At 72.0% G+C, this 19,232-nt stretch carries 19 protein-coding genes; 9 read left to right on the forward strand and 10 right to left on the reverse strand.

The features are described 5' to 3' along the window. Positions 1-2: 2 nt before the first annotated feature. The 5 genes from ACN27F_RS20855 to ACN27F_RS20875 all read right to left on the reverse strand — a co-directional run bounded on the left by ACN27F_RS20855 (position 3) and on the right by ACN27F_RS20875 (position 5,293). Positions 3-1,103 (reverse strand): ABC transporter substrate-binding protein, encoded by a 1,101-nt coding sequence (locus ACN27F_RS20855; RefSeq protein ID WP_421435917.1) that lies wholly within the window; start codon positions 1,101-1,103, stop codon positions 3-5. Positions 1,104-1,254: 151 nt separating this feature from the next. Continuing rightward, positions 1,255-2,331, reverse strand: a complete 1,077-nt coding sequence (locus ACN27F_RS20860) for an ABC transporter ATP-binding protein (protein WP_421435919.1) — start codon at positions 2,329-2,331, stop codon at positions 1,255-1,257. Between the two features lie 229 nt (positions 2,332-2,560). Beyond that, on the reverse strand, positions 2,561-3,337 hold the full coding sequence (locus tag ACN27F_RS20865; protein ID WP_421435922.1) for a GntR family transcriptional regulator: 777 nt from the start codon (positions 3,335-3,337) through the stop codon (positions 2,561-2,563). Continuing rightward, positions 3,334-4,335 carry a proline racemase family protein gene (locus ACN27F_RS20870; protein WP_421435924.1) on the reverse strand — a complete coding sequence of 334 codons (1,002 nt, stop codon included), beginning with the start codon at positions 4,333-4,335 and terminating at the stop codon, positions 3,334-3,336. Before ACN27F_RS20870 ends, ACN27F_RS20865 begins: the two co-directional genes overlap by 4 nt. A 1-nt stretch (position 4,336) precedes the next feature. Next, positions 4,337-5,293 carry a dihydrodipicolinate synthase family protein gene (locus ACN27F_RS20875; protein ID WP_421435926.1) on the reverse strand — a complete coding sequence of 319 codons (957 nt, stop codon included), beginning with the start codon at positions 5,291-5,293 and terminating at the stop codon, positions 4,337-4,339. A gap of 125 nt (positions 5,294-5,418) precedes the next feature. Here ACN27F_RS20875 and ACN27F_RS20880 point away from each other — a divergent pair, with 125 nt between their 5' ends. From ACN27F_RS20880 to ACN27F_RS20900, 5 genes are all read left to right on the forward strand, one after another. Then, entirely contained in the window at positions 5,419-6,768 is a 1,350-nt protein-coding gene (locus tag ACN27F_RS20880) for an NAD(P)/FAD-dependent oxidoreductase (RefSeq protein ID WP_421435928.1), read from the forward strand. After that, positions 6,765-8,546, forward strand: coding sequence for an FAD-dependent oxidoreductase (locus ACN27F_RS20885; RefSeq protein WP_421435931.1), 1,782 nt, complete (start codon positions 6,765-6,767; stop codon positions 8,544-8,546). The genes ACN27F_RS20880 and ACN27F_RS20885 overlap by 4 nt, the downstream gene beginning before the upstream one ends. Then, complete coding sequence (locus tag ACN27F_RS20890; protein WP_421435933.1) at positions 8,543-10,072, forward strand: aldehyde dehydrogenase (NADP(+)); 1,530 nt, start codon at positions 8,543-8,545, stop codon at positions 10,070-10,072. The genes ACN27F_RS20885 and ACN27F_RS20890 overlap by 4 nt, the downstream gene beginning before the upstream one ends. 237 nt (positions 10,073-10,309) lie before the next feature. Further along, positions 10,310-10,972 carry an Hsp20/alpha crystallin family protein gene (locus tag ACN27F_RS20895; RefSeq protein ID WP_421435934.1) on the forward strand — a complete coding sequence of 221 codons (663 nt, stop codon included), beginning with the start codon at positions 10,310-10,312 and terminating at the stop codon, positions 10,970-10,972. Positions 10,973-10,977: 5 nt separating this feature from the next. Beyond that, positions 10,978-12,219: a glycosyltransferase family 9 protein gene (locus ACN27F_RS20900; protein ID WP_421440360.1), complete on the forward strand. Its 1,242-nt coding sequence runs from the start codon at positions 10,978-10,980 to the stop codon at positions 12,217-12,219. Here the strand turns inward: ACN27F_RS20900 and ACN27F_RS20905 are convergent. Genes ACN27F_RS20905 through rfaE2 form a run of 3 tightly spaced genes read right to left on the reverse strand, consistent with a single transcriptional unit; the run spans position 12,148 to position 15,043 of the window. Then, positions 12,148-12,585 (reverse strand): DUF2267 domain-containing protein, encoded by a 438-nt coding sequence (locus ACN27F_RS20905; RefSeq protein ID WP_421435937.1) that lies wholly within the window; start codon positions 12,583-12,585, stop codon positions 12,148-12,150. The genes ACN27F_RS20900 and ACN27F_RS20905 overlap by 72 nt on opposite strands. Then, on the reverse strand, positions 12,582-13,487 hold the full coding sequence (locus ACN27F_RS20910) for a glycosyltransferase (protein WP_421435939.1): 906 nt from the start codon (positions 13,485-13,487) through the stop codon (positions 12,582-12,584). The genes ACN27F_RS20905 and ACN27F_RS20910 overlap by 4 nt, the downstream gene beginning before the upstream one ends. Further along, positions 13,484-15,043, reverse strand: coding sequence for a D-glycero-beta-D-manno-heptose 1-phosphate adenylyltransferase (rfaE2, locus tag ACN27F_RS20915; protein WP_421440362.1), 1,560 nt, complete (start codon positions 15,041-15,043; stop codon positions 13,484-13,486). The genes ACN27F_RS20910 and rfaE2 overlap by 4 nt, the downstream gene beginning before the upstream one ends. A gap of 343 nt (positions 15,044-15,386) precedes the next feature. Here rfaE2 and ACN27F_RS20920 point away from each other — a divergent pair, with 343 nt between their 5' ends. Both ACN27F_RS20920 and ACN27F_RS20925 read left to right on the forward strand, forming a co-directional pair. Next, positions 15,387-15,902, forward strand: coding sequence for a MarR family winged helix-turn-helix transcriptional regulator (locus tag ACN27F_RS20920; RefSeq protein WP_421435941.1), 516 nt, complete (start codon positions 15,387-15,389; stop codon positions 15,900-15,902). After that, positions 15,899-17,488: an MDR family MFS transporter gene (locus ACN27F_RS20925; protein ID WP_421435944.1), complete on the forward strand. Its 1,590-nt coding sequence runs from the start codon at positions 15,899-15,901 to the stop codon at positions 17,486-17,488. The genes ACN27F_RS20920 and ACN27F_RS20925 overlap by 4 nt, the downstream gene beginning before the upstream one ends. A gap of 149 nt (positions 17,489-17,637) precedes the next feature. Here ACN27F_RS20925 and ACN27F_RS20930 read toward each other — a convergent pair whose 3' ends face one another. Then, the gene (locus ACN27F_RS20930; RefSeq protein ID WP_421435946.1) at positions 17,638-18,132 is read right to left on the reverse strand and encodes an NUDIX domain-containing protein; all 495 of its coding nucleotides are present in this window, start codon (positions 18,130-18,132) and stop codon (positions 17,638-17,640) included. A 29-nt stretch (positions 18,133-18,161) separates the two neighbouring features. After that, positions 18,162-18,440: a chorismate mutase gene (locus tag ACN27F_RS20935; protein WP_421435948.1), complete on the reverse strand. Its 279-nt coding sequence runs from the start codon at positions 18,438-18,440 to the stop codon at positions 18,162-18,164. 135 nt (positions 18,441-18,575) lie between these two features. On the opposite strand from ACN27F_RS20935, the gene ACN27F_RS20940 reads away from it, so the two are divergent. Together ACN27F_RS20940 and ACN27F_RS20945 are read left to right on the forward strand one after the other, a co-directional pair. Beyond that, complete coding sequence (locus ACN27F_RS20940; protein WP_421435951.1) at positions 18,576-18,926, forward strand: ArsR/SmtB family transcription factor; 351 nt, start codon at positions 18,576-18,578, stop codon at positions 18,924-18,926. After that, positions 18,926-19,210 carry a hypothetical protein gene (locus ACN27F_RS20945; protein ID WP_421435953.1) on the forward strand — a complete coding sequence of 95 codons (285 nt, stop codon included), beginning with the start codon at positions 18,926-18,928 and terminating at the stop codon, positions 19,208-19,210. The genes ACN27F_RS20940 and ACN27F_RS20945 overlap by 1 nt, the downstream gene beginning before the upstream one ends. The last annotated feature ends 22 nt before the right edge of the window (positions 19,211-19,232 follow it).

A 19,232-nucleotide genomic window follows, 5' to 3' on the forward strand; every position in this document is an offset into this window, starting at 1 on the left:
GCTCAGATGTTCGCCTTGATGTCGGCGTCCCAGCGGGCCCGCCAGTCGGCGTTCTGCCGGGCCACCAGGCCCCAGTCGACCGAGATCAGCTTCGCCACGTTCTCGGCCTGGAACCCGGGCAGTTCGGCGAGGTCCGCCGGCAGACTCACATCGGAGTTGGCCGGAGTCTGCACCGCCGTCTCGGCCCACATCTGGCACCACCTCGGGCTGAGCATCTCGTTGACGATGTCGACGCAGATCTCCTGCTGGTTGTCGGTGTTGCCCTGCACGGTCTGCAGGTAGACGGGGACCGCGATGGCGCCTTCGTCGGGCACCACGTAGTCGACCGGGGCACCGTCGTCCTTGAACTGCAGCCCGGTGCCGTTCCAGCAGCTGGTGATGTCGGCGGTGCCGTTGCTCATGACCTGCTGCCACTCGGGGTTGGCGGTCACCAGGGTGCGGATGTTGCTCGCCTTGTCCCGCCAGATCTCCCAGCCGGGCTCCATGTCCTCCAGCGAGCCACCGTTGAGCTGGGCGGCCATGAAGACCACCTGCCACCAGTAGTCGAAGAGGGTGAGCCGGCCGGCGTACTGGTCGTCCCAGAGATCGGCCCAGCCGGTCGGGGCGGTGCTGATGTTGTCGGTGTTGTAGAGGATGCCGATCTGGTCGGCGCCGATGCCGATGCCGTTGGAGTTGGACCGGCGGAAGGTGTCGCTGACACTCGCGGCGTTGCTCAGCGCCGTGTAGTCCAGGGTGTTCCAGGTGCCGTCCAGGTCGCCCTGAGCGGAGATCTGTGAGTTGAAGAAGCCCATGTTGACCAGCGGCTGGTCCGGCGTGGTCTGCCTGGCGGCAAGGATCTTGGGGTAGCCGACCGCGTTGCTGTCCTCGTAGATGCTGATCTCCACGTTCGGGTGCCGGGACATGTAGTCCTCGGCGAACGCCTTCGGCATGTCCGCGAGCCGGTTGCCCAGGAACGCGAAGATGGTGATCTGCTCGCTGCCGCCGCTCGGTGCGGCCGGCTCCGGGTCGGTCTCGATGTCCCGGCCGCAGGCGTTGAGCGCGGGCAGTGCGAGGGTGGCCGCTGATGCGGCGAGCAGTCGGCGTCGGCTTACCTGGTGTCCCATCGGTGTCTCCTATCGCGGGCGACGCCCGTCCTGTATCTACGGCTGGTGCGCGGTGGCCGCGCCGGTCCTTGTTCCGGTGTCCCGTCCGGGTCAGCGTCGGCGGAGTGGGTAGCTACCTGGATCTGCGGGTCGGTCCTGTCGGATCGAGCTGTCAGGAGGCCAGCACGACGGCGTCGGCCGGTCGCCAGTACGCCTCGACGGAGGCGCCAGCGACCAGTCGGTCGGCACCGGCCGGCCGGATCGCGCGGAGCTGGTGGCCGGCCTCGGTGTGCAGGTCGTAGCGGACCACCGCGCCGAGGTAGGTGGCGGCGGTGATCCGGGCGGCCAGCGTGGGTGTGTCCGTACCGGGGCCGCCGGCCTGCTGACCGGTCCGATCGCGCAGGTCGATGTCCTCAGGGCGGACGGAGAGGGCGACGCCGTCACCGCCGGCCGCGACCCGGATGTCGTGTTCCCCGAGTCGGGCCCGGCCGTCCCGGACGGCGAGGTCGAGCACGTTGGCGTCGCCGATGAACCGGGCGACGAACCGGGAACTCGGCCGTCGGTACAGGTCCTCCGCGGTGCCGACCTGGCACAGCGTCCCGTCGCGCATGACCCCGATCCGGTCGGAGAGGGCCATCGCCTCGTTCTGGTCGTGGGTGACGAAGAGGAAGGTGGTCCTGGACTCACGTTGAACGTCCCGCAGCACCTGCTGCATCTGTTGGCGTAGGTTGAGGTCGAGGGCGGCCAGCGGCTCGTCGAGCAGGAGTACGGCGGGCCGGTTGACCAGGGCACGAGCGATCGCCACCCGTTGCTGTTGGCCGCCGGAGAGCTGATCGGGATGGCGATGCTGGAATCCGGCGAGCTCCACCAGGTCGAGGACCCGCTGCACCTCGGCGGCCCGGCGGGCCGCCGAGACCCGGCGCAACCGCAGACCGAACGCGATGTTGCGGGCGACGTCGAGATGCGGGAAGAGCCCGAGGTGTTGAAAGACCATGTTGGTCGGCCGCTTGTTGGCCGGCCGGTGGCCCATGTCCTCGCCCTTGATCCGTACGGTTCCGGAGGTCTGAGATTCCAGCCCGGCCACGATGCGCAACGTTGTGCTCTTGCCGCAGCCGCTTGGCCCGAGCAGCGAGAAGAACTCGCCTTCCAGCAGCTCAAGATGGACATCATGGACTGCGGCGTGGTCCGTTCCGGAATAGCTCTTGGAGACGCCGACGAGCTCGGCTACTGAGTGCTTCGGGGCATCCATCGGGCCTCCAAGGCATAACGTTTAGCCTGGTGATCCCACTATCGGCACCGGCTTGCGTCATCGTCAAGAGGTGGAGCGGTCATTTCTTCCTGGTAAATCCCGAGTTACCGGGACGAGGAGGGGTCCGCCAAACGTATTGCTGTGCGGCGCCCGAGCCGCCCTGCGGTCGGGCGCTCGCACGGAGCGCTCGGCCCCGTTGGTACGGTCGGTCCCGTTGATCCCGACCCGGTCAGCCGATCACGGGCCCCGGCCCCGGCCCCGGCCCACGGTCCGGGTCCTCGGCCGACGGAAGCGGCTCGGCGGAGGTCGCCCAGATACCCCGGGTGTGCCCGATGTGCCGGCGCATCAGCGCCTCGGCCGCAGGCGCGTCCCTTGCCTCGATCACGTCAAGCAACTCGATGTGCTCTGCGGCGGAGGCGACCAGCCGGCCGGTCTCGGCCAGTCGGGTGAGCCCGTACAGCCGGGTCTGCGCCCGCAGATCCCGGACCACCTCGACCAGCCGGCCGTTGCCCAGGCCGGCGAGCAGGCCCAGATGGAAGTCGACGTCCGCGCGCAGATAGCCGGGCAGGTCGCCGACGGCGGCTGCGGCGACGATCTCCTCCGCGAGCGGCCGCAGGGCCCGGACCCTGGCCAGGTCGCCGCCACGGGCCAGCTCCGCCACGCTCGGCGGCTCCAGCAGGCCGCGCAGCACGGCGATCTCGTCCAGGTCCCGCTCGGAGACCCGCACGATCCGGAAACCCTTGTTCGGTACCGTCTCCACCAGCCCGTTCTTGACCAGTTCCAGCATCGCCTCGCGGACCGGAGTGGCCGAGACGCCGAACCGCTCGGCCAGTTTGGGTGCACTGTAGATCTGACCGGGCCGCAGCGTCCCGGTGACGATCGCCGTGCGAAGCGACTGGGAGACGTCCTCCCGCAGGCTGGAGCGGCGGGCCGGCCGCAGTACCTCAGGGACGGCGGCACGGTCCGAACCCGGACCGAAGCTCGGACCGGCATGGGTCGGGGTCACAGCAGGAATCCCGCGGGGAAGGGATCCTCCGGATCCAGCAGGTACTGGGCCGTGCCGGTGATCCAGGCCCGGCCGGTGACCGTCGGCAGCACCGCGGGGCGGCCGCCTACCGTTGTCGTCCCGGTCAGCCGGCCGACGAACCTGGTGCCGATGAAGGACTCGTTGACGAACTCGTCACCGACCGCCAGCTCGCCCCGGGCGGCCAACTGGGCCATCCGGGCGCTGGTGCCGGTACCGCACGGCGACCGGTCGAACCAGCCGGGCCAGATCGCCATCGCGTGGCGGGAATGCCGGGCGTCCGAGTCCGGGGCGACGAACTGGACGTGGTGACATCCGCGGATGTCCGGCCGCTCCGGGTGCTGAGGCCGGTCCTGCGCGTTGATGGCTTCCATCACCGCCAGCCCGGCGGCCACGATCTGCGGCCCGGCTGCGCGTTCGAACGGCAGCCCGACCGCGTCCAGCGGCAGGATCGCGTAGAAGTTCCCGCCGTAGGCGAGGTCGTAGCGGACCTCACCGAATCCCGGCACCGCTACTGACGCGTCCAGGGCGTGACTGTAGGACGGTACGTTGCCGATGGTTACCGCGCGCGCAGCCCCGTCGGCGACGTCGACCCGCGCCTCGACCAGACCGGCCGGCGTGTCCAGCCGGATCGTGGTGACCGGTTCGGTGACCGCCACCATTCCGGTCTCCACCAGCACGGTGGCCACCCCGATGGCGCCGTGCCCGCACATCGGCAGGCAGCCGGACACCTCGATGAAGAGCACCCCGACGTCGGCGTCCGGCCGGGTCGGTGGCTGCAGGATCGCCCCGCTCATCGCGGCGTGCCCGCGCGGTTCGTACATCAGCAGGGTCCGCAGGTGGTCGAGATGGGCCAGAAAATGGGTGCGCCGCTGTGCCATCGAGGTGCCGGGGATGACCCCCACCCCACCGGTGACGACCCGGGTCGGCATCCCTTCGGTGTGCGAGTCGACGGCGTGCAGTACCAGGCGGCTGCGCATGTCAGCCTGCTGGCGTCGCCGCGCCGGAAACCGGATCTCCGGCGTGGCCCGGCCGAGGGATCGCGGGCCCGGTCGGCCCGCCGTAGGCCAGGGCGGTGGCCAGGTCGGCCCGGACGGCCGCCGCTTCCGCTTCGGGCAGCGGCAGCCGGGGCAGCCGTACCGGCCCGCCGTACCGGCCGACCTCGTCCATGGCCAGCTTGATCGCCTGGATGAAGGTGTGCCGGGAGTCCCACCGGAAGATGGGGTGCAACGCACGGTAGAGCGGCAGGGCCTCGGCCAAGCGTCCGGCCCGGCTCCATTCGTAGAGGGCAACCGAAACCTCGGGCAGTGCGTTCGGGAATCCGGCTATCCAGCCGACCGCCCCACTGACCAGCAGTTCGAGCAGCACGTCGTCGGCTCCGGCGAGCACGTCCAGACGGGGCGCGAGCTCCCGCAGCCGGAAGATCCGCCGGACATCGCCGCTGAACTCCTTGACCGCGACTACCTCGGGCACCTCGTCGGCGATCCGGGCCAGCAGCTCCGGTGTCAGGTCGACCCGGGTGTCGTGCGGATTGTTGTAGGCCACGATCGGCAGCCCGGCCTGGGCGACCGCCGCGAAGTGCGCCAGCACTTCGTCGGGACCGGCCCGATAGGCGTTCGGCGGCAGCAGCAGCACCGCCGCCGCTCCGGCCGAGGCGGCCTGCTCCGCCCAACGGAGGGCCTCGACGGCACCGTACGCGCTCACCCCGGGAACCACTGAGCAGCCCCGCGGTGCGGCTTCGACGGCGACCCGGACCATGTCGGCCCGCTCCGCGTCGGTGAGTACCTGGTACTCGCCCAACGAGCCGTTCGGGGTGACGCCGTGGCAGCCGGCCGTGCCGAGCCAGGACACGTGCTCGGCGTACCGGTCCAGATCGAGGGAGAGATCCGTGCGATAGGGCGTGGCGGTGGCCACCACCACTCCGTGCCAGGGCCGCATCGCGCCCTCCTTCACTCGGTCGGCACCGCATCGATCAGCATCGTCGAGATCGGGGCTGTCTGATCCCGTTCTGCGCTGGTCGTAGCCTTGCCTGGACTGCACGAGCAAGTACTATGTCACATGCTATGAGGCCTCTCAAGCGTTCGACCGGTGCCCGGTCCAGCTTCCCGGTGCCCAGCCACTTCGGCGGCTGGGCACCGGGTCGCGGCGCTGACGTGGTGGTGGTCGGCGCCGGGATCATCGGTGCCGCCTGCGCCGACGAACTCGCCGCCGCCGGTCTCGACACGGTGGTGGTCGACCGGACCGGGATCGGCGCCGGGACGACCGGGGCAGGGGAGGGCAACATCCTCGTCTCGGACAAGGAGCCCGGACCGGAACTGGCGCTGGCGTTGCTCTCCCGCGCGCTCTGGCAGCGATTCGGTGCCGAGTTGGCGGCCGGCTCCGTGCCCGGCACCGAATCGCTCCACCGCCGGCGGCTGGGCGACCCGTCGACCGGACCGGGCGACAGCGGCATCGCACTGGAGGCCAAAGGCGGACTGGTGGTCGCCACCGGTGCCGACGGCCTGGCCGGGCTGCACCAGCTTGCCGCGTCCCAGCGGGCGGCCGGGGTCGTCGCCGAACCGGTCGGACCGGACCGGGCCCGGGCGCTGGAACCCCAGCTCACCCCGGATCTGGCCGGTGGTGTCCACTACCCGCAGGACATGCAGGTGCAGCCGGTGCTGGCGGCCGCGACCCTGCTACGCCGGGCCCGGGCCAACGGCGCCCGGTTGGTCACCGGCCGCCCGGTGACCGGATTCGGCCGCGACCGTACCGGTCGGATCACCAGCGTTCGTACGCCCGCCGGCGCGATCGCCACCAGGTACGTCGTGAACGCCGCCGGGCTGGGCGCCCGAGAGGTCGCCGCCCTGGCCGGCGTACATCTGCCGATCCAGCCGCGTCGCGGGTTCATCCTGGTCACCGAGCCACTGCCACCGATGATCCGGGGCAAGGTCTACGACGCGGCCTATGTGGCCGACGTCGCCAGCGACGACCGTACCCTGCAGACCTCCACGGTGGTCGAGGCCACCGACGGCGGGACCATCCTGATCGGCGCCTCCCGGGAACGGGTCGGCCTCGACCCCGCCCTGCGGGTGGACGTGCTCGCCCGCCTGGCCAGGCAGGCCATCCGGCTCTTTCCGGCCCTGACCGGGGTGCGGGCGATCCGGGCGTACCGCGGATTCCGGCCCTACAGCCCGGACCACCTGCCGGTCATCGGTGCCGACCCGGATGTCGCCGGGCTGCTGCACGCCGCCGGCCACGAGGGAGCCGGCATCGGCCTTGCCCCGGCCACCGGTCTGCTGATCCGGCAGATGGTCACCGGCGTCACGCCGGAACTCGACCCCGCCCCGTTCCGGCCGGGCCGACCGGCCCTGCGCCGGGTTGCCGTCCCCGCACCGACGCGGGCGGCGCCCAACGGCCCCGGGGGTGTCCGGTGACCGGGAAACCCTTCGAGATCAGCTTCGGCGACCGGCGGATCGTGGTGCTGCCGGGCCAGACCATCGCAGCGGCGCTACACGCCGCCGACGTCCGCTCCTGGCGGCGTACCCGGTCCGGTGGCCGACCGCGTGGCCTCTTCTGCGGAATCGGTGCCTGTCACGACTGCCTGATCTCGGTGAACGGCGGCCCCGCCGTCCGAGCGTGCCTCACCGAGGCCGCCCACGGCGACGAGGTGACCCCGCCGTGGACGGCGATGCCCGGGGGGTCGTCGAAGGAGGAAGAACCGCTGGCCGAAGTGCCCGTACCGGTCGATGTGGCGGTGATCGGAGCCGGCCCGGCCGGGATGGCGGCGGCGCTGGCCGCCGCACGGCACGGCCGGCAGGTCACGGTCGTCGACGCCGGAGCCCGGCCGGGCGGGCAGTACCACCGGCAGCCCGCCGAACGGCTGGCCGCCCAACTGCCCGGCCAGGTCGGGGCGGACCCCACCGGCAGGGACGTCACCGGCTCCGTCGCGGGGCACCCGAGGATCACCCTGCGCCCGGACGACGCGGTGTGGGCCGCTGGCCCCGCTCCGGGCGGTACCGTCCCCGGTGAAGGCTTCGCGCTCCGGCTCACCAGCGGCGGTACGCTCCGCGCGCGGTCCGTCGTGCTCGCCACCGGCGCCCACGACCTCGCTCTGCCGTTCCCCGGCTGGGATCTGCCCGGGGTGATGACCGCGGGCGGAGCGCAGGCGCTCGTCAAGGGCCAACTCGTCCGGCCCGGACACCGGGTCGTTGTGGCCGGCACCGGCCCGTTCCTGTTGCCGGTCGCCGCCACCCTGGCCGAGGCCGGAGCCCGGGTCCTCGGCGTCTTCGAGGCCAACCATCCGGCCGACTGGCTGACCCGGCTACCGGCCGTCGCCGGCCAGCCGGGTCGGCTTCGGGAGGCGGCGCACTACCTGCGGGTCCTGCGCCGGCACCGGGTTCCGGTCCACTACCGACATGCTGTCGTCGCGGCACACGGCGACAGTGAGGTCGAGGCGGTGTCGGTGGCACGGCTCGGGCCGGACTGGACCATCCGGCCCGGCAGCCGGCGGCGGCTGCAGGTCGACACGGTCGCCACCGGCTACGGCTTCGTCGCCTCGGTGGAGCTCGCCCTCGCCCTGGGCTGTGCCACCACTGTCGACCTGGCCGGTACCCCGATCGTCGTCACCGACGACGACCAGCGCACCACCGTGGCGGGGGTGTACGCCGCCGGCGAGGTGACCGGGATCGGCGGTGCCCAGCTCGCTGCGGTCGAGGGCGAGCTGGCCGGCCGAGCCGCCGCCGACCTCGCGGAGTCCGGCCATCGTGCGAAGTCCGGCGGCCTCGCGATGTCCGGTGGCGGCCGGCCGTCACCCCTTACCGCGCGTACCCATCTGCACCGTAGGCGGGACCGGCAGCGGCGGTTCGCGGCGGCGCTCGCCGAAACGTATCGGATCCGGCCTGGCTGGCTCAGCTGGCTGCGCGAGGACACCCTGATCTGCCGGTGTGAGGAAGTTCCGGTGTCCCGGATCCGGCATGCCGTGGACACCCTCGCGGTGACCGACCCCCGTGCGGCCAAACTGACCTGCCGGGCCGGGCTGGGAATGTGTCAGGGTCGGATCTGTGCGTTCCCGCTCGCCGCCCTGCTCGGCGCCGCAGGCGGCGCGGCAGTCGACCCCACCCCGCTGGCTGGTCGCCCGATCGCGGTTCCCGTACCGCTCGGCACGATCGCCGCCACCACCGACCCCGACCCGGTAACCGAGGAGCAGTCGTGACCGCAGTTCCCAGCATCGACGTACGCACCGGCCAGGTGGTCGCCGAGGTCACCGAGACGAGCGACCCGGCGACGGTGGACGCCGTCTGCCTCGCCGCGCGAGCCGCCGCGCCGTCGCTGGACGGGCTGGGGCGAGCCGGACGTGCGGCGCTCCTCCACGACCTGGCCGATGAGCTGGCCGGGGACCAGGCGGGCCTGGTCGCGGTGGCGGACCGGGAGACCGGACTGGGACAGTCGCGACTGACCGGCGAGCTCACCCGCACCTGTTACCAGCTGCGGTTCTTCGCCGAGGTGCTGACCGAGGGTTCGTACCTGGAGGCGACCATCGACCCGCCCGCCGAGACCCCGATGGGTCCCCGGCCGGACCTGCGCCGGATGCTGGTGCCGCTCGGCCCGGTCGCCGTCTTCGGCGCGGGGAACTTCCCACTCGCCTTCGGAGTCCCCGGCGGGGACACCGCATCCGCGCTGGCCGCCGGCTGTCCGGTGGTGAACAAGGCACACCCGGGCCACCCGGAGACCGCGATCCGCTGCCACGACGCGCTGGTCCGAGTCGTAACCCGGCACGGACTGCCGGCCGCAACGGCGGGTCTGGTGCACGGCCTCGACGCGGGTGCCGGCCTGGTCGCCCACCCCGCTGTCACCGCTGTCGGCTTCACCGGCTCCCTCGCCGGGGCCCGGGCGTTGCAGGCGGTCATGGCGGAGCGGGCCGAGCCCATCCCGCTGTACGGCGAACTGGGCAGCGTCAACCCGGTGCTCGCCACGTCAGGTGCCGCAGCCGCCGATCCGGAGGGTCTTGCCGCCGGATTCGTCGCCTCCTTCACCCTCGGCACGGGACAGTTCTGCACCAAGCCCGGCGTGCTCCTGGTACCGACCGGCGCCGACGGGGACCGGCTGGTCGCCCACGCCGCGGAACTGGTCGACTCCGGGCAGCCCGGCACGCTGCTCGGCGCGGGCGTCCGGGACGGATTCCACCAGCGGTCGCGGCGCTGGCGGGAGGACCCGTGTACGACGGTGCTCGCCGAGGGCCGCTTTCCCGACGGACCGGGCTTCCAGGCTGCTCCGCTGCTGTTCGGCGTCGACGCCGGGGAGCTGTCCGATACCTTGCTGGCGGAGTGCTTCGGGCCGGCGGCGATCATCGCCCGCTACGCCGACCCGGACCAGGCGGTGGACGCGATCCGCCGGCTCGGCGGGCAGTTGACCGTGACGATCCGGGCTGCTGCGGATGAAGCCGAGCTGACCGCGCGGCTGGCCGGCGTGCTGCGGGCGGCGGCGGGCCGGCTGCTCTTCGACGGCTTCCCGACCGGGGTCGCGGTGTCCTGGGCACAGCAGCACGGCGGCCCGTTCCCGGCCACGACCGCTGTCGGCCACACCTCGGTCGGGGCCGCCTCGATCCGGCGCTGGCTGCGACCGGTCACCTACCAGTCGGCACCGGCCGCGGTGCTGCCGGTCGAGTTGCGTGATGGCAACCCTGCGGGGATTCCGCGCCGGGTCGACGGCCGGTGGGAAACGGTTGGGGAGGCAGACTGATGCTTCCGCGGAAACGGGTGGCACCTGCCGCTGCGGGGACTCGGTCTCACCGCACCGTCGCGGACCGGGTGGTGGAGCGGGGTCAGCGCGGCTGCTGCGCTGGTCAGGCAGTGTCGCAGCCGCGAGCAACGTCCGGAGGCGTTTGGCCGGCCGGCCGGTGGGTACGCGGCCGGGATGCTGCCCCGCTAACCGGGCGGGCCCATCCTCCCGCCCGGCCGGACGTACGGGAGGTGCCCGATGAGTCAACCCCGGGACCAGATGCAGGATCGCGGTTGGGATCCGATCGGCAACCTGCAGTCGCTCTGGTCGGAACTGACCCGTGCGCTCGGCGGTGACGGTGGCCCGCCCGAGGTCGAACTGGAGGACACCCACGACGGTTGGCAGGTGATCGCCCGACTTCCCGGGGTGGCCCCCGAAGAGGTGGCGGTCGACGTCGACGGCGCTGACCTGTGCATCCGGGCCCGGTCGGAGCAGGAGGTCAACACCGACCACGGGATGCCGGACTCCGGTTCCACCGAACGGGGCTTCGAATACCGGCTGCGCCTGCCCAGCGGGGTCGACGTACATCGGATGGACGCGGTGATGGACCACGGCCTGCTCACCGTCACCATGCTGCGGGCCGAGCCGGGTGGGCGTCGCTCGATAACGGTCGGGCGGCCGCAGTACCAGCAACCGGCCGCCGGCACCGCCGGCGTGCGCCCGGTCGGGCCGGCCAGACGTGCCACGATCACGGCGGGCGACGGCGGACCGGCACCGGACGGTTCCGACGCGGCGGCCGAGGACCTGGCCGTCGACGACATCACCGCCGACGACCTCGACCCGGCCGCCGACCGGGAACTGCACCACCCGTACGGCGCCGAGGCGGATCTGGGCCGCCGGCAGGCCAGCACCGCCCGATGAGCCCGATGGGCCCGGCGAGCCCGGCGAGCCCGGCGAGCCCGGCGAGCCCGTACGATCTGGTGCCGCAGGTGCGTCGAATCGCCGTGCTGCGCGCCAACGCGCTCGGCGACTTCATTTTCGCCGTACCCGCGCTGACCGCGCTGCGGGCCGCGTACCCGCAGGCCGAACTGGTGCTGCTCGGCGCGCCCTGGCACGCCCGCTGGCTGGGCGGGCGGTCGGCGGCCGACCGGCCCGCCGGCATCGACCGGGTGCTGGTGGTGCCACCCGCCGACGGCATCCGGGCCGCCGAAGCGGCTTCGGAGCGTACCGGTGAGCACACCGACGAGCATGACGATGAGCGCACCGACGCGCCGATCACGATGGCGCAGTTCCTGGCGCGGGCCCGCCGGGAGGAGTTCGACCTGGCGCTGCAGTTGCACGGCGGTGGCCGCAACAGCAACCCCCTGGTCGCCGCGCTCGGTGCGCGGGTGACCGCCGGGCTGCGCGCGGCCGACGCGCCACCACTGGACCGGTGGCTCCGCTACGTCTACTACCAGCCGGAGGTGTTCCGTTACCTGGAGGTGGTCGCGCTGGTCGGTGCCGACCCGGTGACGCTGATGCCGCAGGTTCCGGTCACCGCCGCCGACCGGGCCGAGGCCGAACGGGTGCTGGGGCCGGCCCACCGGCCCCGGGTGGTGCTGCACCCGGGGGCCAGCGATCCGCGTCGGCGTTGGCCGGCGCAGCGGTTCGCGGCGGTCGCCGACGAGCTCACCGACCGTGGCTTCGAGGTGGTCGTCACCGGCACCGGCGCGGAACGCGACGTCGTCGAGCAGGTCGCCCGCGCGGCGGCCCGGCCGCTGCGGACCGTGGTGGACGAGCTGAGCCTCGGTGGTTTGGCCGGCCTGCTCGCCGGCTGCGCCGCGCTGGTCGCCAACGACACCGGCCCGCTGCATCTGGCGGCGGCGGTCGGTGCGCCGACGGTCGGCATCTACTGGATAGGCAACCTGCTCAACGGCGCCCCACCGGTGCGTGGCCGGCACCGGCCGCTGGCCGCGTTCACCATCCACTGTCCGGTCTGCGGGCTGGACTGCAGCACGGTCGGCTTCCCCGCCCGGGGCGGCGGCACCGGCTGCGACCACCGGGAGCCGTTCGTGGCCGACGTGCCGGTCGCCGAGGTGGTGGAGGCGGTGACGGACCTAACCACCTCCGGCGGCGCGCAACCGGACCGGCTGCGGGAACAGCTCCCGGATGTCGTCGGGCAGTGGTAGCTGCACCCGGTAGAGCAACCCGTCCGGGCAGTAGCCGGCGATGCGGTGCAGGGTCGCGGCGATCTCGCAGCGTACCGCCTGGTCATCGTCGTCGTACCGGGCGGTGCGCCGACGCACCCGGCGGATCAGCTCGGCGACGCCGAACCGGGCCGGTGGCTCGCCGTCCAACCCGTACCCGGTGTCCGGGTCGGGGCGCGCGGCGATCGCCAGCAGCGGGGGCAGGGTGTCGACCAGCAGCGCCGCCTCCCCGGCGGGCAGCCGTTCGACGAGGGTACGCAGTACCGCCACGTCCAGCTGCCAGATCGTGGTGGCCGGCCGGTCCAGCCGTACCGTCGTGGGTCGTGCCGTCGGAGGCCCTGCCGTCACGGTCGGGCCTCCTGCGGCACCCGGTCCCGCCGGTCGGCGGCGCGTTCCTCGTCGAGCAGCACCTGCCAGCATTCGACCCGGCGGCGGGTGACGGTGGTCGGCGACTCCAGGTGGTAGGCCCCGCTGGGCACGATGCCGGCGCCGCCGTAACGGCGCAGCACCGCCAGCTGGGCGGCGACGTCCTCGCCCTGGTGGTCCGCCGGCATCCGGGGCCAGAAATCGAAGCCGCCGGCCGCGACCAGCTTGGCCCGGTCGAACAGGACGCAGCCGCCGATCCAGGAGACGCGGTACGCCCGCCAGTCGCCGGGGGCGAGATCGAGGTTGTCGGTGATGTGCGCCAGATTCGCGGCCGAATGGATCCGGGCGCGCTGCCACTGCGGGGTGTCCGGGCGGATCTCCTCCGGCACCGGCCGGCCGTCCCACTCGACGTAGCCGTCGTGGTCTTCGGGCCGTACGTCGTCCAGGTACGACAGCCCGTGTACGGCGTTGCCGACGAAGCCGCACCGCAGGTCGGCGATCGCGGTCACCAGCCGCGACACGGTGCCCGGTCGCAGCCAGACGTCGTCGTCGAGCAGCAGCACCAGCCGGGCGGTGGAGAGACTGAGCAGGTACGCCCGGTGCTCGGCCAGGCCGCGCCGGGGCAGCCGGCGGGTGAGCAGCACCGGACGGCCGGCGTGCCGGAGCACCCGGACCATGGTGGCGGCGGCCGGCTCCGCCCAGGCCGGACCGGCGTCGGACTGGTCGCTGACCACCACGCCGAAACCGTCGGGTCCTTCCTGCGCGGCCAGCCCGGCGAGGGTGGTGGCCAACTCGGCGGGACGGTTGCGGGTGGGGACGAGCACGTCGAGCAGCCGGTTGGTGCGGAACTCGGCCGGGTCTCCGGGCGGCAGTGGACGGCTCATATGCTGCGCCTCGCGTGCCGTGCCGTCCGGACCGCACGGGCCAGCCGACCGTCGGCGGCTGCCGGCTGTGGGCCGGTCGCCTCGGCCCGGATGCGGTCGATGATCGCCGAGGTGGACCGGTCCGGTACGTAGCCGAGGATGTGCACCTCACCACCGAGCCGGCGGACCAGTGGGGCCTCGGGCACCATGTCCGGGGGGTAGTCGCCGCCCTTGACGTACACGTCGGGGCGGACGCGTTCGATCAGCCCGGCGGGTGAATCCTCCTCGAAGACGACGACGTGGTCGACGCTGGCCAGCGCCGTGAGGACGGCCGCCCGGTCCTCGACCGGGTTGACCGGCCGGTCCGGTCCCTTCAACCGGCGCACGCTGTCGTCGGAGTTGACCGCGACGATCAGCAGGTCGCCGAGGGCGGCGGCGTCGGTGAGGTAGCCGACGTGGCCCCGGTGCAGCACGTCGAAGCAGCCGTTGGTGAACACGATCCGAGCGCCACGAGCCCGGTGCCGGCGTACCTGCTCGATCAGCTCGTCCGGGACGGTGCCGGTAGCGGTGCTGGTAGCAGCGCCGGAAGCAGCGTCGCGGGCGGCGGTGGTGGGCGGCGGGTCGGCCGGCCGCCCGCCGAGGGCGCTGACCAGCGCCTCCCGGTGGCAGACACAGGTGCCGGGGTCGCGCACGGTGAGCGCCGCGGCGGCCTGTGCCAGCTCGGCCGCGTCCGGCAGTGTGGCACCGGCGCCGACGGCCAGGGTGAGCGCGGCCAGGTAGGCGTCGCCGGCGCCCACGGCCTGACTGGCCGGCACCGGTTCGGTACGGCTGTGCCGTGTGCCACCCGGTCCGTCGACGACGGATCCGTCCACGTCGAGGGTCACCGCGATCACTTCCGCGCCGGTGCCGGCCCGCAGAGACGCCAGCATGTCCCTGGCCGCGCCGACCCGGTCCACCTGCGGCACGCCCAGGCCGAGAGCCTGGGCCGCTTCGGCGATGCTGGGTGTGATGATGGTGGGCCGTAGCCCGTCCCAGCGGTTGAGGTCGTGGGCGTCGAGGGCGACGACGCCGTAGCGGTCCCGATTGTCGACGAGCCACCGACGCACCGGATCGGCCAGTGCACCGAGCCCGTAGTCGCAGATCACCAACGCCGGCCGAGAGACCGTCGTGGCCGCTTCGCCGGTGCCCAGCCGGATCCCCTCGGTGGTGGCGGCGATCGCGGCGAGAAGCCGCTCCATCTGTTCGGTGACGGGCGGGCCGTGCGGGCCGCCCTCATCCTCCCGCAGCAGGATCTGCTCGGCGGCGAGCAGCCGGCGTTTCACCGGTGTACGGGTGCCAGGCTGGGCGACCATCCGGTCCTGCACCCCGGCCAGGTGCAGGCAGCGGGCGATCTGGTCGCCGATCTCGTCCACCCCGACCGGTGCGACCAGCAGCGGCCGGGCACCGAGGGTGGCCAGGTTGACGGCGGTGTTGGCGGCACCGCCGGCGGCGACCTGCCGGTGGTCGAGGGTGAGTACCGGGGCGGGTGCCTCCCGGCACAGGCGGGCCGACGAGGCGAATCGCCACTCGTCGAGCATGGCGTCACCGACGACCAGGATCGGCTGTCCCGACCATCGGTCGACCAGTGCGACCAGTGCGACCAGGGCGGCACGGGCGGCACGGGTGGAAAGGTGCCGCTTGTCGGCGGATGACTGCCCCATGCGCTGCGGTTGCCCGGGGAACAACCGCTCAAACGTTGCAGGACAGGCAGATCGGGTATGCCGTCGCTGTCGGCCGTCGCTGTCGGCCGTCGCCGTCGGCTCGGCTCGGCTCGGCTCGGCTCGGCGGAGCATGGCCGAGATCACCTGCCGGTTCGGGCAGGCCGCTACGGACCGACTGCTAGCATGCTTGTAGCAAGCAACTATTGGACGGGGTGCGCGGGTGCCATTGCCCAGCGGTCCACCGGCCGGTTCCGACGCCGAACTCATCGCCATGGGCAAGCAGTTTGGTGCCTTCTACCGCTCGGTGCATCTGTTCTACCAGGGACTGCGGTTCGATCCGCCGCTCGAACGGGCGGCGTACACCTTGCTCGTCCGCATCGCCGGGGACCAGCCGGACCGGCTCAGCGTGCTCGCCGAAGACCTGGGGCTCGACATCTCCACGGTCAGCCGGCAGGTAGCCGCGCTCGAAGCCGCCGGACTCGCCACCCGCGCCGCGGACCCGAGCGACCGGCGGGCGAGCGTGATCACCCCGACCGAGCACGGCCGTGAGGTGTACGCGCGCAACCGCGCAATATGGGTCAACGCCGTCCGTGAGCTGCTGACGGACTGGACGCCGCAGCAGCGGTGCGAGTTCAGCGCACTGCTCGGACGGCTGATCGATTCGATCACCACCCGGTACGGGGGGACGGAACCGGCGGATCGCGGTCCGCGGGTGGAAGGGGAGAGCTCGACATGACGATCGCCGAAGAGCGGGCGGCACCCGCACTCAGCCGCCAGCAGATCCTGCTGTTGTTGTCCGGCCTGATGACGGGCATGCTGCTCGCCGCGCTCGACCAGACCATCGTCGGTGTGGCGCTGCCGACGATCGTCGGTGAACTCGGCGGCATCAACCACTACTCGTGGGTGGTCACCGCGTACCTGCTCGCCTCGACCGCGTCGACCCCGCTGTACGGCAAGATGGCCGACCTGGTCGGGCGGCGGCCGGTGTTCCTGTTCTCGATCGGCATGTTCCTGCTCGGGTCGCTGCTGGCCGGCATGTCGCAGAACATGACCCAGCTGATCGTCACCCGGGGCCTGCAGGGCATCGGCGCGGGCGGGCTGATGACCCTGGCCTTCACCATCATCTCCGACGTCGTCTCGCCCCGGGACCGGGGCCGCTACCAGGGCATGTTCGGTGCCGTATTCGGCCTGTCGTCGGTCGCCGGGCCGCTGGTCGGCGGCTACTTCGCCGAGACGAACTGGCGCTGGATCTTCTTCATCAACGTGCCGCTGGCCGTCGTCGCGATGATCATCTGCTGGTACGTGATGCGGCTGATCCCGTTCCGGCGCCGCGACCACGCGATCGACTGGCTCGGCGCGTCGTTGCTGGTAGCCGGGGTCAGCGCGATCCTGCTGGCGCTCAGCTGGGGCGGAGTCGAGTACCCCTGGAGCTCCCCACTGATCCTTGGGTTGTTCGTGGTCGGCGCGATGCTGGCCGGGCTGTTCCTGCTGCAGGAGTCCCGGGTCGCCGAACCGATCCTGCCGCTGAACCTGTTCCGGGTGCGTACCGTCGCCCTGGCCAACGCCGCCGGATTCGTGCTCGGCCTGGTCATGTTCGGCTCGATCATCTTCGTGCCGCTCTACCTGCAGATCGTCAAGGGTGCCTCGCCGACCAGCAGCGGTCTGCTGATGCTGCCGATGATGGTCGGCATCATCGTCGCCTCGGTCCTCACCGGCCGGGCGATGACCCGGTCCGGGCGGTACAAGTGGTTCCCCGTCGCCGGATCGGTCGCGTTGGTCGTCGGCGGGTTGTTCTTCACCCAACTCGAGGTACGCAGTTCGCTGTGGCTGGCATTCGTGTTCATGGTGCTCATCGGCGCCGGGTTGGGGCTGTCGATGCAGTCGTTGGTGCTGGCCGTGCAGAACGCGATTCCGCTGCGGGACCTCGGTGCCGGCACCTCCGCGGTGACCTTCTTCCGGTCCCTCGGCGGGTCCTTCGGGGTGGCCATCCTCGGGGCCGTGCTCAACTCCCGGCTCAGCGAGGAGCTGGCCGCCCGGATGCCGGACGCGGTCGCGGCGCTGCCGCCCGACCAGGCCGCGCAGGTGGCGGCGCAGGGCGGGACCGAGATCTCGATCAACGAGCCGGCGGCCATCCTCGCCCTGCCCGAGCCGGTGCGGGCGGCCATCCAGTACGCCTTCGTCGACTCGTTGCACACGGTGTTCCTGGTGACCGGACTGGTCGGGCTGATCGCGGTGGCGATCACCCTGGTGCTGCCCAACCACGAGTTGCGCAGCAACATCGAATCCGTCACCAACAGTCCCGGCGCCGACCTCGCCGGCTGACCCGCCCCTCACCCCGGGCCGCCCACCCCCAGGCCCCTCACCCTCCGACGATCTTGGACGTGTCGAGAGCTTTCGGCTGCTATGTCCCTCGACAAGTCCAAGATCGCCGGGGAGTGTGGCGGAGTGAGGGGGCGGGGTGGGGGCGGGGGCTACTTGAGGACGAGTTGACCGGAGTGTTCGAAGGCGGTCAGGTCGGAGAGGGTGTCCGGAACCGTCCCGGCCAGCGGAGCGGGCAGCGACCCCACCGCGAAGAAGCCGGCATCGGTGGTCTCGTCGGTTTCCCGCACCAGGTGCCCGCCGTACCCGTCGACCCGGAAGCAGACCACGAACAGCTGGTACGTGTGGTCGTACATGTTGGTGAACGTGTAGTCCGCCCCGGTGTGCATGGCGAACGGGGTCACCCCGGCGGCGCGCAGGCCGGTCTCCTCGTACACCTCCCGGGCGGCGCAGCCGGCGATCGACTCGCCCAGCTCCATCGCGCCGGCCGGCAGTGCCCACAGCCCGTTGTCCGAGCGCTTGATGAGCAGCACCCGGTCGGTGGCGTCGCGTACCACGCACCGGGCACCGACGAACAACAGGACGCGGTCGCCGGCCAGCGCCCGTAGCTGGCCCAGGTACGAATCCGCCCACGAGATACTGGACATGGGACAACCCTAGGCGAGGCGGCGCCCGGTCACTGCGACGCGTGTCGGCGTATGCGTAGCTCGTACTCGATGAAGCTGTCGATCATCGCGCGGTAGGCCGCCTCGACCACGTCCGGATCCGTTCCGGACGCAGCGGCCCGCTCGCGGACCGATCGGATGACCTGCTCGACGCGGTCCGGCGCCCGCACCTCGTCGTCGTCGTGTTTGAACTTGCTGGCTTGGCGGACCAGTCGTTGGCGGCGACCGATCAACGCCACGATCTCGCCGTCCACGGTGTCAATGGCACGCCGTACGTCATCCAGACCCATGATAGCTAGATTGCCATCGATGTCTTCGGGGTGGGGCGGCGGGACCGTTGCTACCCCACGTCCCGCGCTACCGACGCTTGTTGAAGCCTGCTACTCTTTCATGTGTAAGAAAGTCCTGACACGTGAAGGAGAGCGATGACATCGGCTACGCCCTCCGGCGACGACCTGGTCGAGAAGCTGGCGGCGTTGGCCAACCCGCTCCGGCTACGGATCATCGGCAGGCTCGCCGCCGGCCGCGACTACGTGAGCCATCTCTCCCGGGAGATCGGCATCAGCCGCCCGCTGCTGCACATGCACCTGCGGCGACTGGAGGCCGCCGGCCTGATCGTCGGCAACCTGGAGTTGTCCGACGACGGCAAAGCCATGAAGTACTACGAAGTCGTCGATTTCACCCTGCAGCTGACCCCGTCGACCCTGGCCGATGCGGCGGCGACCCTCACCCGACCGGATCCGGCACCGGATCCCGCGCCCAAGGAGAAGTCCTGATGTACGTCCAAGCGGCCGAAGCCGCCAGCTGGCCTGGCACGATCCTCATTCTCGGGGTGCTCGGCCTGGCCACCTTCCTGATCGTGGCGACCATGGCCACCGTGCACGAGTTCCGCAAGACCCGGATGGTGGCCGACCAGGAGGAGGCGATGCGCCAACTCGTCCGTCGCTACGAGCAACTGGCCGAGAACTCCCTCGACGCCCAGCAGCGGGTCGCCGCCGACCTGGCCGAGTTGCGGTCGCGCACCAACGCGATCGAGCAGATCCTGCGGACCGTCGAATGAGCGCCGCCGACACCAACCCGGC

The sequence above is a fragment of the Solwaraspora sp. WMMB335 genome (assembly GCF_049179075.1).
Lineage (GTDB): Bacteria > Actinomycetota > Actinomycetes > Mycobacteriales > Micromonosporaceae > Micromonospora_E.

Bases quoted from the DNA above. Each gene is read 5' to 3' on its own strand.
- ACN27F_RS20855 (WP_421435917.1), bottom strand. From the start codon at position 1,103: ATGGGACACCAGGTAAGCCGACGCCGACTGCTCGCCGCATCAGCGGCC.
- ACN27F_RS20860 (WP_421435919.1), bottom strand. From the start codon at position 2,331: ATGGATGCCCCGAAGCACTCAGTAGCCGAGCTCGTCGGCGTCTCCAAG.
- ACN27F_RS20870 (WP_421435924.1), bottom strand. From the start codon at position 4,335: ATGCGCAGCCGCCTGGTACTGCACGCCGTCGACTCGCACACCGAAGGG.
- ACN27F_RS20875 (WP_421435926.1), bottom strand. From the start codon at position 5,293: ATGCGGCCCTGGCACGGAGTGGTGGTGGCCACCGCCACGCCCTATCGC.
- ACN27F_RS20880 (WP_421435928.1), top strand. From the start codon at position 5,419: ATGAGGCCTCTCAAGCGTTCGACCGGTGCCCGGTCCAGCTTCCCGGTG.
- ACN27F_RS20895 (WP_421435934.1), top strand. From the start codon at position 10,310: ATGAGTCAACCCCGGGACCAGATGCAGGATCGCGGTTGGGATCCGATC.
- ACN27F_RS20900 (WP_421440360.1), top strand. From the start codon at position 10,978: ATGGGCCCGGCGAGCCCGGCGAGCCCGGCGAGCCCGGCGAGCCCGTAC.
- ACN27F_RS20910 (WP_421435939.1), bottom strand. From the start codon at position 13,487: ATGAGCCGTCCACTGCCGCCCGGAGACCCGGCCGAGTTCCGCACCAAC.
- rfaE2 (WP_421440362.1), bottom strand. From the start codon at position 15,043: ATGCTCGACGAGTGGCGATTCGCCTCGTCGGCCCGCCTGTGCCGGGAG.
- ACN27F_RS20925 (WP_421435944.1), top strand. From the start codon at position 15,899: ATGACGATCGCCGAAGAGCGGGCGGCACCCGCACTCAGCCGCCAGCAG.
- ACN27F_RS20930 (WP_421435946.1), bottom strand. From the start codon at position 18,132: ATGTCCAGTATCTCGTGGGCGGATTCGTACCTGGGCCAGCTACGGGCG.
- ACN27F_RS20935 (WP_421435948.1), bottom strand. From the start codon at position 18,440: ATGGGTCTGGATGACGTACGGCGTGCCATTGACACCGTGGACGGCGAG.
- ACN27F_RS20940 (WP_421435951.1), top strand. From the start codon at position 18,576: ATGACATCGGCTACGCCCTCCGGCGACGACCTGGTCGAGAAGCTGGCG.
- ACN27F_RS20945 (WP_421435953.1), top strand. From the start codon at position 18,926: ATGTACGTCCAAGCGGCCGAAGCCGCCAGCTGGCCTGGCACGATCCTC.